This is a genomic window from Paenibacillus sp. Soil787 (assembly GCF_001429545.1).
In the GTDB taxonomy this organism is placed as follows: Bacteria; Bacillota; Bacilli; order Paenibacillales; family NBRC-103111; genus Paenibacillus_E.
The window spans coordinates 154655-170526 of the sequence record NZ_LMSP01000005.1; the positions used below are offsets into that span (position 1 = coordinate 154655).

9 protein-coding genes and 1 pseudogene are annotated in these 15872 nt (G+C 50.0%); 9 read left to right on the forward strand and 1 reads right to left on the reverse strand.

Translation table 11 applies throughout. From position 1 onward, the window contains the following. The first annotated feature begins 16 nt into the window (after window positions 1–16). The 7 genes and pseudogenes from ASG93_RS36255 to ASG93_RS08570 all read left to right on the forward strand — a co-directional run bounded on the left by ASG93_RS36255 (window position 17) and on the right by ASG93_RS08570 (window position 12555). Window positions 17–6511 (forward strand): pectinesterase family protein, encoded by a 6495-nt coding sequence (locus ASG93_RS36255; protein WP_056830833.1) that lies wholly within the window; start codon window positions 17–19, stop codon window positions 6509–6511. Window positions 6512–6852: 341 nt separating this feature from the next. Continuing rightward, window positions 6853–9036, forward strand: coding sequence for a glycosyl hydrolase family 28 protein (locus ASG93_RS36935; protein ID WP_056830835.1), 2184 nt, complete (start codon window positions 6853–6855; stop codon window positions 9034–9036). A gap of 35 nt (window positions 9037–9071) precedes the next feature. Next, window positions 9072–10661: a glycoside hydrolase 43 family protein gene (locus tag ASG93_RS08560; RefSeq protein ID WP_056830837.1), complete on the forward strand. Its 1590-nt coding sequence runs from the start codon at window positions 9072–9074 to the stop codon at window positions 10659–10661. Between the two features lie 550 nt (window positions 10662–11211). Continuing rightward, window positions 11212–11271 (forward strand): annotated as a pseudogene (locus ASG93_RS37140) (hypothetical protein); the annotation flags it as partial. A gap of 26 nt (window positions 11272–11297) precedes the next feature. Then, window positions 11298–11420, forward strand: coding sequence for a stalk domain-containing protein (locus ASG93_RS34000; RefSeq protein WP_414858849.1), 123 nt, complete (start codon window positions 11298–11300; stop codon window positions 11418–11420). A 122-nt stretch (window positions 11421–11542) separates the two neighbouring features. Continuing rightward, on the forward strand, window positions 11543–11854 hold the full coding sequence (locus tag ASG93_RS08565; RefSeq protein ID WP_056830839.1) for a DUF1806 family protein: 312 nt from the start codon (window positions 11543–11545) through the stop codon (window positions 11852–11854). Then, window positions 11851–12555, forward strand: a complete 705-nt coding sequence (locus ASG93_RS08570) for a PIG-L family deacetylase (RefSeq protein WP_056830841.1) — start codon at window positions 11851–11853, stop codon at window positions 12553–12555. The genes ASG93_RS08565 and ASG93_RS08570 overlap by 4 nt, the downstream gene beginning before the upstream one ends. A gap of 13 nt (window positions 12556–12568) precedes the next feature. Here the strand turns inward: ASG93_RS08570 and ASG93_RS08575 are convergent, their stop codons facing one another. Continuing rightward, on the reverse strand, window positions 12569–13729 hold the full coding sequence (locus tag ASG93_RS08575; protein ID WP_056830843.1) for an acyl-CoA dehydrogenase family protein: 1161 nt from the start codon (window positions 13727–13729) through the stop codon (window positions 12569–12571). A gap of 165 nt (window positions 13730–13894) precedes the next feature. Between ASG93_RS08575 and ASG93_RS08580 the strand changes: the two genes are divergently transcribed. Beyond that, complete coding sequence (locus tag ASG93_RS08580; RefSeq protein WP_056830844.1) at window positions 13895–14719, forward strand: hypothetical protein; 825 nt, start codon at window positions 13895–13897, stop codon at window positions 14717–14719. An 84-nt stretch (window positions 14720–14803) separates the two neighbouring features. Then, window positions 14804–15349: a hypothetical protein gene (locus ASG93_RS34950; protein WP_156410850.1), complete on the forward strand. Its 546-nt coding sequence runs from the start codon at window positions 14804–14806 to the stop codon at window positions 15347–15349. Window positions 15350–15872 lie beyond the last annotated feature (523 nt).

Consider the following 15872-nt stretch of genomic DNA (forward strand, 5'->3'; position numbering starts at 1 on the left):
AAAGGAAGTGGTCTGGTTGAATAGGTTATTGAAAATTGGGTTGGCAGCACTTTTATTAACGGCATCCTTTCCTCAAATAGAAAGCAAGGCAGCGGCTGCCGTGTCCGTGCCTTCCGGGAATACCGCGCTAATCAATGACGATTTTAATGGGGTAACCGATGCGACGGTGACGAAAACGACAAACCCTATGACGACGGTAGCGGGTTATACGCCTGCGATTACCGGTGCCAACAGCTCGGTTGGCATTGCCCAAACCGGAATGGACGGAGGTGAAGCCGTTACCTCCGATGCTTTATTACTCAGGGACCTGGACGGCAAGAGCGGGCTTGGCCTAACTGTCGGCGACGGTAGCGGTTCTACGGCCATAGCCAAATCATTGGGACAAAATGTTAAAGAAGGCATCTTGACGATGGAGCAGGATATGTATTTCTTCGGAGACACAACGGTCCCGAACGGAACGAACGATATCAGCCGCGGTCGAACAGTCCTGGCCTTGTCCGGCGGGATCAATGATGCGAACCGTACGACGGATACGATCATTCAAGTTGACCTCAAAACCGGCAAAATCGCATGGAAGGACAGCGCCGGAGCTTTTACCAATATTACACCGAACAGCGTCTCGAACGGGGTATGGTACCATTTGAAGGCAGTTGTCAACTTCACTTCGTTCCGTGCCGACTACTACGTTACCAAAATGAGCGACGGAACGATGCTCGGCAAGCTGGAGGGCCAACCGTTCTCGCTGAAAACGCTCGGTGCTGCGCCGACGGATTATGCGGTCGCCAAGTCGTATTCGGCAACTACCGGCGGCACGACAGCGCAAAATATTTTGCTGGATAACATCATTGTCTACAAGCCGAATGCGCTGCCGGATGCGCCTGTCTGGGGAAGCCTTACGCCTTACGCCTCCAAAGTAAAATTGTTATGGAAGGCTGCGAAAAACGCGGAATCGTATTCGATTCTGCGCGGCACGACTTCCGGCGGACCGTATACGACAATTGCTTCGGGACTTCCTGTGACGCAATTGGATTACTACGACTCGACCGTAACGAATGAAACGACCTATTACTATAAGATTAGCTCTGTCAATACATTCGGCAATAACGATTCGGTGGAGCAACCCGTAACGCCTACGGCATCTGCGGCGTTGCCCCAGCCTCCGGCGAATATAGCCGTTGTCGCCCGTGATTCAGCGGTAAGCCTATCATGGAGCCAGGTTTCAAGCGCAAGCCAGTATACGTTGAAACGCAGTACGTCTTTGGAAGGACCGTATACAACCCTTTCAAGCACGCTGCCGTATACGAAAACAAGCTACTATGATTCAGGCTTAACGAACGGTACGGCCTATTATTATACATTGGCAAGTCAAGCGCCCGATGGAACGCCCGGCAACGATAGCACGCCTGTTGTTGCGAAGCTGGAAGCGCCGTTTGCGTCGCCTGCGAATGTTACTGCCAATATTGCCGATTCGCAGGTTGCTATAAGTTGGGTGCCTGTCAACGGCGCAGCCTATTATACCGTGAAACGCAGCACAGACTCCGGCGGCCCTTACGCAACGATCGCAGCTAACGTCGCCTCGGAGAGCTATACGGATGTAACGGCGGTCAACGGAACAACCTATTATTATGTGGTTTCCGCTTCCAACGGACAGCTCGAAAGCATGAATTCCATACAAGTTGCCGCATCGCCTGCTTCCATAGCGGCAGGGGCGCCGGCCGCCCCAGACGGAGTTGCCGTTAACCCCGGCAATAACAAAGTGGCATTGCAGTGGAATCCTGTACCGGGGGCGGCTTCCTATACGGTGAAGAGAGCGGCCTCGTTTGCCGGACCGTATACGGTTTTGAGCGCAGGCTTGATCGGAACAAACGCCAACGATAACACTGCTTTGAACGGTACGACCTACTACTATATTGTGACGGCTACGAGTGCAAATGGAGAGGGTGCGACCAGCAAGCCGGCCATTGCGACGCCTGCGCCAATGATCGTCGTTGCGAAGGACGGTACGGGAGACTTCACTTCTATTCAAGATGCGGTAAATTCTATCGCATCGAACAATACGGTCAGAACCGTTATTTTCATCAAGAACGGCGTGTATAAGGAAAAAATCTTGGTCAATAAGCCTTATGTTAGCTTTGTCGGCGAAAGCCGGGACGGCACGATCCTAACCTACGACGACTATGCCTGCAAGGAGAGCCCGACCGGAACTCCGGCGGCTGCGGGTTTCTGCTCTGCTTTGCCTGCAGGAACGCTCATTTTGGGAACAGGCAACAGCTACTCGGTCAGCGTAACCGGAAGCAATTTCACGGCGGGCAGCTTGACGATTCAAAATACAGCGTACCCGAGAACGTTGGTTGCACCGGCCGTTGCGTTGTCTGTAACAGGAGACCGAGCCGTATTTACGAACGTGAAGGCGCTCGGCTTCCAGGACACTCTCTATGCGAACAGCGGCAGACAATACTATAAGGACGTTATTATTGAAGGCGATGGCGATTATATCTTCGGCAACGCGAAGGCGGTCTTCGACAGCTCGGAGATCAAATTCGTAGGGAAGGCCGGAGGCCATGTCACAGCCGCTTCAACGGATGCGACAGCTGAATTCGGTTATGTGTTCCTGAACTCGAGATTGACACGAGGCACTTCTGCATTAAAATCTTTCGTAACGGTAGGAAGCTGGGATTCCTCTTGGGATATCGATGCCAATATCAGCGCAACGAACAGCACCGTCGATTTGGGCAGACCCTGGAGGCCGTACGCCAATGTGAAATATATCAACAGCTGGATGGACGCCCATATCAAAGCCGTCGGTTGGGACAACTGGGGCAGTGTCAGCAATGAAGCGACGGCCAGATACGGGGAGTATAACAGCAGCGGGCCGGGAGCCAACGCGAAGGGCAGATTCAGCTGGACCAGACAATTAACGGCTAGTGAAGCCAATGAATATACGCCGCAGCGAATATTGGCGGGAACCGACGGATGGGAGCCGACGTTAATCAGCATGCTGCCCGGACAAGAAGCTCCACAAGCACTGTCAGCCCCGGGAGGAATGAACGCGACGGCGGGCAACGGGACAATTACGCTGAATTGGAGCCCCGTTGCCGGAGCCGCCTACTACAACGTACAACGCAGCACTACAAGTGACGGCAGCTTTACGGCGATCGCCGGTCCCGTATATGACACGACCTATCTAGATGTTAACGTAATAGCAGGCCAAACCTACTATTATACGGTGACCGCAAACAATACGGATGGTCAAAGCGCGCCGTCCGCGACGGTGAGCAGCACAATAAAAGGGAGTGTGAATGCGGATATATCGGTTCTCCACTTCATTATTGTCAATGCGGAAGCTGCGGTCCTCGCCGCAGTGGAAGGAACAGGCACAGGGCAGTACCCGTCTGGAGCGAAGGCAACGTTCCAATCGGCGATCCAGACTGCCAAGGCGGTTGAGAGCAACGGTGCATCGACACAGCAGGAGATCAATCAAGCTGCCCTTGAGCTGAATAAGGCGATTCAAAATTTCTCTAACACAGTCAATTTCAATTATGATCCTATGGATGTCAACAAGGATGGGGAAATCGGGATCGCAGATTTGGGATGGATCGCTGCTCAGTACGGCAAATCATCCGCGGATTCCGACTGGGACTTGGTCAAAGCGGGGGACATCAACTTGGACGGAAAAATCGATAATCAGGATTTGATGGTGATTGCTAATCTCATTCAGAATGTACCCGACAAAGTCGAACAGAGTACCTACAAATTTAATTTTACCAACACAGCTAAAGACGGATACACGTCAGTGGTTTACGGTCTGAATAACGATGTTCCGCTGTACAACTCTTCGGTTGGCTACGGCTTTGTTAACGAGACCGGCGCGCTGCCGGCAAGACAAGTGCATACGGCTCCAATTACTTCGGACGGAACCGGTTTTGCCATTAGCGAACCGCAATTTTATGCAGAGAAAGGCTTTGAGAAGGACAACTACAACAATTACGGCATGGCATTTCGAATCAAAGCTCCTCCGGGAGCGTACCAGGTCTACGTTAAAACAACCTCCGCTGCTGCGGATACAACCGTATCGGTTTCGGGCATGCAATCAAGCCGGCTTCTAAGAGGCGGGTTCTGGGATACAGCCCGGTTGGTGCCTATACGTAATTTCATTACTGCGAGCGGTAAGGAATGGACCTACAACTTTGTCAACGGTCAGAGCTTTATTGATATCGAGATTGAACCGAACAAAGTGAATACGCCTGTTGGCGTACAGGAAATCGTTCTTACACCGATCGCGCCCCAAACGCGCCCGGCTGGAAGTTCTCAGACGATTTTTACGCTGGGGGATTCTACGGTCAAATCCTATACCTTTGACGAAACGCCGATGAGTGGCTGGGGTCAGGTATTTGACAATATGTTCGATTTGAGCAAAGTGAATGTCGTTAACTATTCGATGGGCGGACGTTCGTTCAAGAGCGCTTATACGGAAGGCCGATTTAACGATATTCTGATGACGGGAAAAGTCGGAGACTACGTGCTGGTTCAGTTCGGTCATAATGACGAAAGTACGGATGAGAACCGTCGATTCGGCAGAGGCGCTACGGAAGCCATGTATGAATCTTATATCAAGGATATGTATGTTCCTGCCATTCGGGCTCGCGGGATGATTCCCGTACTGGTGACGCCGATGTCCAGAGTCAACGGTGCCGCACAGCCAGGATCTGTCTATACGAACTCTTTTAAAACCAGACTGTTCCCGGATATTATGCAAAAGGCAGCTGCGGAATTAGGAGTCACCGTTGTTGATCTGAACTCGGAAAGCCTCAAGTATTATAACGCTATCGGAGTCGAAGCGACGACCGCGATCTTCATGTCCATTGAAGCGGGGGAAACTCCCGGCAAAACGAACGATGGGAGCTACGCCAACGGACATCCATCGAACAAAGTAGACGGAACTCACTATAAGGAGGCTTTGGGGAAACAATTTGCCCGGATCATCGTTACAGACATCGCGAACAAGGGAGCAGCAGGCGATCCGAAAGCCGCGGATATTGCTTCTTATCTGAAGCAAGACGTCAAGGATGCCGTCGCATCAAATGATTGGGCGCACATTTTCCCTGAAATGGCCAAGGATACAACGATCGGCGCAGGCTCTTACTATCGGAATCAGATTGAGAAGATGCTTCAGTTTGGTGTTATGTACAAGGATAGCAATGGAAACTTTAATCCCGATGTGAATATGACGGCGGGCGAATTCATTACCGCCCTCAGCGAGCTAATGGACGTGGATATATCGACATCGTCGGAAATTACGAGCGGAATTCTTTCGCGAGAGGTGATGGGCTCCATTCTGGATGACGCCTATCGCGCCAAGTTCGGCACTGCGAAGCCGAAGTACATGACCGATTATAACGGCACAACCGCTGTGCCTGGCGACTCGAACTATGATCCGAATCTGGATGCCGGCACCAAAGGTGTTATGTACTATCCGCTTGTTTCCTACGAGCAGCTTACGGATACAGCCGATATATCGCCGGCTTTGGTCAATAAGGTTAAGGATGCATATGAATTGGGTCTCTTCCGCTCGGAGAAGGGGATCGCCAGAGGCAAGATGATTAACGGCACAGAGCTTGAACCGAAGAAGAGCGTTACAAGAGCGAAAGCAGCTAAAGCATTATATTTTATGTGGGTGCTTGTACAACCGATAAATGTTGAAAATGATTTTGTTACCGTCCACATCGACAAAGTTGCGCCTACGGCAACAGTGGCCTACAGTACGACATTGCCGACCAACCAAGATGTAGTTGCAACCATTACGCCAAGCGAAGCTGTAACTGTTACCAACAATGGCGGTTCAACCAGCTATACGTTTGCTGACAATGGCAGCTTTACTTTCGAGTTTGTTGATGCGGCGGGCAATCAAGGCTCGGTTGTAGCTGCTGTGTACAACATCGATAAAATCGCGCCTATGGCAACAGTGGCCTACAGCACGACAGCGTCGACCAACCAAGCTGTAGTTGCAACTATTACGCCAAGCGAAGCTGCTACGATCACCAATAATGGCGGTTCCACGAGTTATACATTCACGGCCAATGGCAGCTTCACCTTTGAATTTATGGATGAAGCAGGAAATCAAGGAACGGCTACGGCCAACGTTAGCAACATCGATACGACATTGCCGACATTGACATTGATTCCGGATAAGCGGTCTTTATCGCCTGCAAATCACAGTCTGGTATCCGTTCAGATAAGTGTCTATGGGCAGGATGAAGGCTCAGGTGTCAGTACGATCGTGCTGACCTCGATTACGAGCAATGAGTCTGACGACGGCTTGGGTGACGGAGATACGGCGGGAGATATCGTGGGCGCCGATATCGGAACTTTCGATACAGAGTTTCAGCTGCGTGCCGAGCGGTCAGGCAATGGGCAAGGTCGCATCTATCTGATTACTTATACGATTACTGATCTCGCAGGAAACCAAACGACGGCTACTACAGAGGTTGCGGTGCCGCATGACAACAAATAACTAGTTACTAAATTTCATAGGTCATGGGGGAAATACTTTCAAAGCGAAGCCGCGCAGAATAGTATTTCCCCCTTTGACTTTTGGGGAAAAAAGGAGAATGAGAGACCAAAAGTCAGATAAGATCTATGATCTTATTCACCCAAAAAAGTAACCTTGTTCTACCGTTACTGATTGATGCCAACGATGAGAGCAAATATTGCAAAGGTTGAGCAAATACAGCAACATTAGTGTGGAGAGGTATGTTTATTTTGTGCTAGGTTGTAGATAGAAGTCATATCGGTTCTAGATCGACCCCGCAGCGGGTCATTCAACTGAATCCTATATACGGGGAGCGTACCATCATGAAACCGATTCGCTTATTTATTGCAGGAGATTCCACCGCAGCCTCTTATCCGCAAGAACGGTCGCCGATGGCCGGATGGGGACAGATGATCGGGCGTTACTTCAACGATTCCGTCGTTGTTGTCAACGAAGCCCGTAATGGGCGAAGCTCCAAGAGCTTTATCAACGAAGGTCATTTGAATCGAATAACGGATGCGATGCAGGAAGGGGACTACCTGCTGATACAGTTCGGGCATAACGATCAGAAGCCGGAACCGGAGCGACGGACGGAGCCTTTTGGCACCTATCAAATGACCTTGCAAACGTACATTAATGCTACTAGGTCCGTGGGGGCTACACCGGTTCTTCTTACACCGGTGCAGCGGCGTCAATTCGACGAAGAGGGGACATACGTCGAGTCTCATGGCGATTACCCAGAGGCTGTCAGGCAATTAGCGCAACGGGAAGGTGTCGCTTGTATTGATTTGTGCACGTTAAGCGAGGAGAAACTCGTTTCGCTCGGTCCTGACGAATCCAAATCGTTATTCGTCTGGCTTCGTCCCGGCGAGCATCCGAACTACCCGGACGGTTGCACAGACAATACGCACTTTAACGAAAGCGGAGCGTGTGAAATGGCGCTGCTTGTGCGTGAAGGGCTCATGCGCGCCGGCCTGCCGATCAGCACTTATTTTACACAGGAGAACGGTATCCCGCACTGGGTCATGCCGGAGGTGCTCCTGCCGGACATTCCGGATCGTACATTCCGGTTGACCGATTTCGGAGCTGTAGGCGACGGACTGACGGACAATACCAACGCGTTCCACCGAGCGATCCAAGCTTGTGCGGAAGCGGGAGGTGGAAAGCTGATCATTCCGGCCGGACTTTGGCTGACAGGGCCGCTGACGCTGGTGAGCCGATTGGAGCTTCATGCCGAGGAAGGCGCAGTCGTTCGATTCAGTCAAACGTTCTCCGACTATCCACTTATTCCGTCTACCTATGAAGGACTGACCGCTGTACGTTGTCAATCGCCTTTGGACGCGGAAGGACAGGACCATATTGCCATAACAGGGAAAGGTGTGTTTGACGGCGGGGGAGAAGCGTGGAGGCCGGTAAAGAAGTGGAAAATTGCGGAGCTTCAGTGGAAGCAGTTGCTCCAGAGCGGCGGTGTTACGAATGAAGCAGGCGATATGTGGTGGCCGTCGGAGGCAGCCATGCAAGGGGCCGTATGGGTCAATCGGCTAAGCCGGGAAGGTGTTAAGGATGTGGCAGCTTATATACCAGCCCGTGATTATTTGCGGCCGAACCTGCTTAGCTTTAGGAGATGCCGACATATTCTGCTGGACGGACCTACATTTCAAAATTCCGCGGCGTGGTGCTTGCATCCGTGGGGTTCCGAACATGTGACGATCCGAAATGTTACCGTGCGTAATCCGTGGTATGGCCAGAACGGTGACGGTCTTGATCTGGAATCGTGCCGGTATGCGGTCGTGGAGCATTGTACCTTTGATGTCGGCGATGACGCGATATGCCTGAAATCCGGCAAGGATGAAACTGGACGCAAGCTAGGTCTTCCTTGCGAGTACGTGGCAATCAGGAACTGTGTTGTCTACCATGGCCACGGCGGGTTTACAATAGGAAGTGAAATGTCCGGGGGCGTGAGATATGTATCTTTGACGGACTGCACATTTATCGGAACCGACATCGGCCTTCGTTTCAAAAGCGCGCGCGGGCGGGGCGGTATTGTGGAGCATATTTCCATCGAGCGTATTCGGATGATCGACATTGCAATGGAAGCGATCTCTTTCAATCTCTTCTACGAAGGGAAGGAAGGCTCAGGTGTCGCTCAAAATGAAATGCAGCCGGTGAACGAGGGAACGCCGATTTTTCGCAGTATCGAAATCATCGATGTTGTTTGCACAGGCGCGAAAACTGCGCTGCTTATCAACGGCCTTCCTGAAATGCCGCTGGAACGGCTGTACATCCATAACGTTACGGCAGCAGCTGACCGGGGAGTAGTCTGCCATTATGCGAAGCAGCTTGTATTAGAGCAAATGGACTTGCATGTAAAAGACGGTTCGCTTATTACCTTGCATCAATGCGAACAGGTGGAGCTGATCCGCCTACAGGAAGCCGGAGTGGCGGCTGACAAACGAAACGTACACATTTCGGGAGCTCGTTCCTCTGCAGCCAATGACATTCGTTAAAAACTCTCAAAACTACAAAAAGGGGATCTTCAAAAATGAAAATAACACCTATACCATCGTCCGTTTGGACCGCAGACTTAGGCAACGGCTTTTACCGAAATCCGATTATGTACGCGGATTATTCGGATCTGGATATTGTTCGGGTCGGGAACGACTTCTACATGACAGCCTCGAGCTTCGTCAGCACACCTGGTTTACCGATTCTACACTCGAATGATTTGGTGAACTGGACGCTCATCGGGCACGTAATAGATCAATTGCCCGATGGCTTTGAAGGGCGCGTTCGCCACGGGGACGGGGTATGGGCACCAAGCATCCGTCACCACAACGGGACGTTTTATATTTATTTCGGCGCTCCGGACGAGGGGATTTTCATGACGACCGCGCAAAACCCGGCAGGGCCTTGGTCACCCTTACATCTGGTGAAAGACGTAAAGGGTTGGATCGATCCATGCCCGTTCTGGGATGAAGACGGACATGCATATCTGGTGCATGCGTTTGCCAATAGCAGGTGCGGCATCAAGCATAAGCTGAACATGTGCCGCATGAAACCGGACGGAACGGCGCTGCTTGATGACGGAAGTATTGTATTCGACGGGACAGTGGATCATCCTACCATGGAAGGACCGAAGCTTTACAAGCGGGGCGGCTATTATTACATTTTCGCGCCAGCCGGCGGTGTTAAGACAGGCTGGCAAACGATATTGCGGTCGCGAAGCATATTTGGCCCTTATGAAGATAAGATTGTGCTGCATCAGGGCCATACGGATGTTAACGGGCCTCATCAAGGCGGATACGTGGAGCTTGATTCGGGAGAGTCGTGGTTCATGCATTTCCAGGATCGGGAGGCATATGGCCGCATTGTTCATTTGCAGCCGATGGGCTGGGAGAACGATTGGCCGACGATGGGTATCGATTCGAACGGCGACGGGATCGGCGAACCGGTATCCGAGTATCGAAAGCCTAATACGGGGAGCAGTTGGCCTATTGCCGTACCTGCTACTTCTGACGAGTTTGCCCACTCGACGCTTGGTCTCCAGTGGCAATGGCAAGGAAACAGCAAGCCGGAATGGCTCTCACTCACGGCAAGTCCCGGACAGCTGCGGCTTATGGCTCATCCTCTGCCGCAAGGAGCATCGACGTTATACGAAGCTCCTAACGTCTTATGTCAAAAGCTGCCTGCGCCTGAGCTTACGGTGACGACGAAGCTGACGCTGCATGCCGGGTCAGGCATAGAACGCTCCGGGCTTACAGTGTTCGGGCATCAATACAGATACATCTCATTAGAGTCGTCCGAGGCAGGCCTGCGGATCGTGCTTGTAAGTGGTGAAGGAAGCAAGGAGGGGACGACGGAACGGTTGGATGCTGAGGTACCGGCGGATATTTCAACTGTTTATCTACGTGTAATTATCGTACGAGAGGCGAAATGCTTATTCCAGTATAGCTCCGACGGTGAGGTGTATGAGCCGCTGGGCGACACGTTCGACGCTGTGCCGGGAGGCTGGGTAGGCGCGAAGATCGGACTGTTTTGCCTTAAGTTCGGCGAGGCTCGCGGAAGCGGGTATGCCGATTTCGACTGGTTTCACGTGGAGAATAACGACTCTTTGAACGATTTCAACGAATAATAAGTACAGGAAACCACGGAGGCATAACATGCGAATAACAGCAAAAGCAATAATATCTTTTCTAATTTTCATTCAGTTCTTAGGTGTGAATTTAATAGGCCAGGTTAATGTTGCAGATGCCGAATCGGCAAGTACATCTCTCTTTATATGATAATAGGATTACTAATATTGAACCTAATGAGGAAGGATATACTCGAAAAATCATACAGAATAATCCTTTAATCGGAAAATTCCATAATTCTATTTGATAATTCATACACAGTAAATCTAATTGAGAAAAAGAGAACGATTCTATACGATATTTCACATAGAATCATACTTCCCGAAAACTGAACTTTGCTTGCCTGCTCCGATCATTTCTTCAACCCGCCCCTCGGTTTATCCTTATTTTTACCACAACCTCAGTAACAACTCTCTTTCTGGATGCTAATCCGGTTAAAGATTTTACTTTACTTGGTAAATTCGATTCATTAACATTTTTAACGCTTGGTTCAAATCGCTTAGAGAATATAGACTTTCTCTCTAGTTTGAATAAGTTAGATATTTATTTCTAGATCACAATAACATTACTGATTTGAGCCCATTGAGGAATCTTAAAAGACTTCGAAGCTTAGGTTTATCAGACGCAGTATTCAATTGGATGTGTCCCCTCGTTTACACAATGATACGACACTGGTTCCCGTTCGATTTGTTAGTGAAGCGCTAGGGGCGAAGGTAAGCTTGGATCAACCGAATCAAACTGTTATTATAGGGAATTAAATGTAATTTAAAAGGTTATCGTGCTATGGATATAGCGGTATGGAACTTTAGATGTATGTTAAACTAAATAAAACTGATATTGGAACACAATTTAAATCCTTCGGAAAAGAGAGCCTAACGTGATGATCAAAATAATCAGGTCGAAAGTAGAAGCCGAGCTTCAGGCCTTCGTCGGGACTGACGCTTATATCCACAGCGAAGCGACTTCATTTGTCTTCGTTCGCAATTTCAAGGTCAAGGTTACCCATGTCTTTATAGCGGGGGAAGGCCCTTTTCGTGCCGCTCTACGATTCGATGGGCATGGCTGGCTGCGAATGGAGGCGCTGACGCATTATGAGGTAGACGGTAATGGTCGTCTTTTGCTAGCCGGCTATGATGACAGAGGTCGGATGAATGTTGCTCTGCACTTGGGAAAGGAGCCGTTTCCAGAATGAACAATACCGATAAAGCCAAAAAGCTGCTAGCTGTGTTTGCCCATCCTGACGACGAGTCGTTTATTTGTGGAGGTACCCTTGCCAAATATGCCAGTGAGGGGGTCGACATTACGCTGGTGAGCGCCACGCGGGGTGAAATGGGACGACGCATGGGCAATCCACCTTATCTCAACCGGGAATCGATGGCGGCTGCACGCGAAATGGAACTACGGCAGGCCTGCGAGAGCCTGGGCATTCGGCAGCTCCTATTTTTGGATATCCGCGACAAAACAGTTGAGTTTGCCGATGAGGATAGCCTGACAGCACGGATTGCGGCTCTCATTAACGAAGTGGATCCCGATGTCGTACTTACGTTTCACGAAACGCTGGGTGGACATCCAGATCATTGCGCAATTGGAAAAGCGACGACGGCCGCGTTTGGGCGAATAGGACATCGGGGCGCTTTGTATTTCATTACGTTCGGCGACGCGATGAAGCGTCCGGAGCGGTACGGGTATTCCCGCAAGGATGTCATTAAAGTCGACGTGCATGTTCATCTGGAAGCAAAGCTCGCCGCGTTTCGTGCCCACCGCTGCCAGACCGAAATCGACGAATGGGTATGGCTGCCCGACCAAGAGGCGCTGGCGAGATTCGGCAGATATGAATACTTTTTGAAGGCGGATAGGGAGGCTCCAGCGCGGGTTCCCGATGATTTGTTTTAGCGTCTCTCTCGGATTACAAAGGTGTCTCGGCTAAAGCGGCTTTAGCCAAGGTATGAAGCACCGTGCTATCCATTGGCGGATTATGCAGGCCTGCACGAACATCGCGGTAATACCGTTCCAAAGGTCGATTGCGGGACAAACTCGCGGCACCGACAATTCTCATTGCCAAGTCCACGATTTTGATGGCGTTGTTGGTGGCAACATACTTGGCCAAGCCGAGCTCAGGTTTCAAAGCGGGTCGGTCTTCAATCTCACGATCCCAGCGATCCGCCGCCGCATAAAGGAGCGAACGTGCGGTTCGTAATTCGATTTCCATCTCTCCGATCGAATGCTGGACGGAAGGGAGTGCGGCGATCGGTTCGTTCATATGGTTGGGTCGATAGGAGCGGGCAAATTCAAGGGCGTAATCACGTGCCGCCATGGCAATGCCCATGTAACAGGCCGGAATATGCAGAAGCCAGCCGCCCCCGTCATCCATGCCTTTTCCGGAGAGCCTCATGTCTTTGTCCACAAAAACGCCATTCAACACCACATCGTGACTTCCGGTCGCGCGCATCCCGAGTGTATCCCAGGTTTCCACCAAGGTCACCCGGTCCGTCCAATGAATCAGGAAGTCGTCCGTACAGTCTTCATCCGGGATATACGCCGATACCACAAAACGATCGAGGATAGGGGAAAGCGTACTAAACGTTTTGCGTCCCGTAATCCGCCATCCGCCGTCAGCAGGGACTGCCGTCGTTTCGGGCTTTCCGCCCCGGCTTGGGCTGCCGGATGCTGCTTCGCTAGCGAAGGTATTGATCATCGTCCCGTCGCTCACGACGGAACGGCACAAATCGGCAAAAATGGCCTCCGGCCATTTCCGGGTTGTCTGGAGATGAAGAATCTGACCAACATGCCAGCCAACGGCCAATGCGGTCGATCCGTCCCCGTAAGCTAGCCTCTCCTGCAGCATGACGAGGGTGTAAAGCGAGATACCATTCCCGCCGAATTCTTCAGGAACGGTAAGCTTTAAGTACCCGGCCTCGCGCAGGTCTGCGAAATTCTCAAATGGAAACGATCCCTCTTGGTCATGCCGCGTGGCCCTCCCCGCAAAAAGGGCAGCCAGCTCCTCTGCTTTTCTGACCCAATCCTGCTCTTCCTCGCTGCGAATATATTGATCGATGACTCGATTCATCCATTTCACACTCCCTTTCCTTACTTATTATATCAGCTGGCGTATAGCCGAGTTAAACAGGAAAAACAGTGCGGCTGAAAAGTTAAGCATTCACATAACTTCGAAATTCCACATATAAAAATAGGTGAATACCGCTTATAGATCTTTCATAATGAGGAGAAGTCCATGATTTTAATCGAAGGTACCAGCAAAATAGCCTTTGAGGAAGGTACGCTGTCTGAGTTAGAACTAACCATTTATCAAAAGAAGCAGAACAGCCCTATTGAGTATCGGTATGATTCCGTTTATACCCTGTTGTTTGAACTGTACATGCGAACGCAGATTGCGGAGTCCGCGAAAGAGCTGAGTAAAGCTGGTGTCTATTTTGCAGATTTCAAAAAAACGCTATGTAACCCGACGTATTGGCACTTAACTAATCAAGGGAGGTTCCAGCTGAATAGCGGATTTGCTCCACAAGATGCGATAAGGGATATATTTACAAACGGCAGCTCCTACGCATTCGAATGCTCAATGGCTGTCGTCGTCGTCTTGTACAAAGCGCTATTAGAATCCATAGATCCTAGACAATTCGATATATTGTTTGCGGACCTTTTATTATTTGATTGGCATTCCAACAGCAAATTGCACCTAATCGATCGGACCTATAATGAGGAAGCTGTGATTGGTGATGTGCTCTATTTTGAGAACCCCGACTTTGTACCTTCGGTACCCTGGTGGAAAGGAGAAAACGTCGTCTTGATAGAAAACGACCTTTTTTATGGACATGGACATGGCCTCGGAGTTACTTCTGGGGAAGAAGTCATTAAAGTCCTGAATAATAACAGAATGCTTGGCAGTACAAAATCAGCATTTCTGACAGATCGTTATGTTCATCCGGATTTCTCCTACTTCGCAGAGTTTCAGCATCGTTTACGGGAGAAACCCATTATTGCGAAAGTAGGAGATTGGATTTATGTTCGAAAAAGCTGGATTTTTAACCAAACATGTTAAATGAGCCCAATTTTTATAGACAATGCCCTATTTACGAAGCCTTGCATATGATGACGTATGCCTACTTCAGAAAGGGGAAAGAAAATGACAAATCGCAATTTATCAACGGAGGATAACCTTCCTATTTATCAAGCTGCAACAAGGACTGAGACTTATCATCCTGCTCAACTAGCTCCGACATTGACGGAGACCTACCATCCAGTTCAACAAGCGCCTACATTGACGGAGACCTACTATCCAGTTCAACAAGCGCCGACATTGACGGGAGATAACCTCCCTATCTATCAGCAGCCTTCAGTAGCACCGGGAGCGCATTATCCAATGACTCCACATCACGAACATGCTCATTATACACAGCCTCACCATTCTCACCATGCTTACCATCCGCAGCATCATTCCGCCTATCACCCACACCACCATCATGCCTATCATCCCATGCATCACCTTGCTCACCATCCGATGCATCACCACGTTGCCTACTACCCACATCATCATTACATGCATCATCATCCTATGCATCATCTTCAACACCATACTCAGCATCCTCATCATACACAACATCACCACCATACTGGGCAAACCCATCCTCATCATCACCAACAGCATCATATGCCTTCACAATCACACTAATCGGTCACCGACCACTCACTATAAGCAGCTACTAGAGCCGAGAGCCATTGACCCGCATAGGAAGTGCATGTAGATAAATATTAAAGACAAAAACCTAGAAGCTGTTGCTTCTAGGTTTTCTTGACAAAGGCAAGAGCTTAGCTTCCTATTTGAACGGAGATTTGAACTCTCCAAGCATATTTCTGTTTTCTGTATTGCGAAAAATGCAAGTTTCTGTAGAGGATAATTCTCCCATGTGTCGAACTGTAATCATCAGGGGGTGGCGATTGATGTCAGATAAAGAGAAACAACAGGAAACGGCTAAGGAACTAACGGACAGCCAGCGGGATAACCAAGCAAGCCTGGAAGAAGCGTTTCCGACGTCGGTGAATGATCAAATAACCGATTAACAGCAGGCACCCTACGTGGTGCTTTTTTTGTAGATAAGAAAGTATAAGTTTTATACTTTTGCTTCGCATCTACCTTGACAAACGCGCTCGTCCCAGAAGGACGACGGAGTCGTTTATCCTTGGTAGTTGCAGTC

Coding starts and splice junctions, on each gene's coding strand:
- ASG93_RS08575 (WP_056830843.1), bottom strand. CDS start 13,729: ATGAATCGAGTCATCGATCAATATATTCGCAGCGAGGAAGAGCAGGAT.
- ASG93_RS08570 (WP_056830841.1), top strand. CDS start 11,851: ATGAACAATACCGATAAAGCCAAAAAGCTGCTAGCTGTGTTTGCCCAT.
- ASG93_RS08560 (WP_056830837.1), top strand. CDS start 9,072: ATGAAAATAACACCTATACCATCGTCCGTTTGGACCGCAGACTTAGGC.
- ASG93_RS34950 (WP_156410850.1), top strand. CDS start 14,804: ATGACAAATCGCAATTTATCAACGGAGGATAACCTTCCTATTTATCAA.
- ASG93_RS36935 (WP_056830835.1), top strand. CDS start 6,853: ATGAAACCGATTCGCTTATTTATTGCAGGAGATTCCACCGCAGCCTCT.
- ASG93_RS08565 (WP_056830839.1), top strand. CDS start 11,543: ATGATCAAAATAATCAGGTCGAAAGTAGAAGCCGAGCTTCAGGCCTTC.
- ASG93_RS08580 (WP_056830844.1), top strand. CDS start 13,895: ATGATTTTAATCGAAGGTACCAGCAAAATAGCCTTTGAGGAAGGTACG.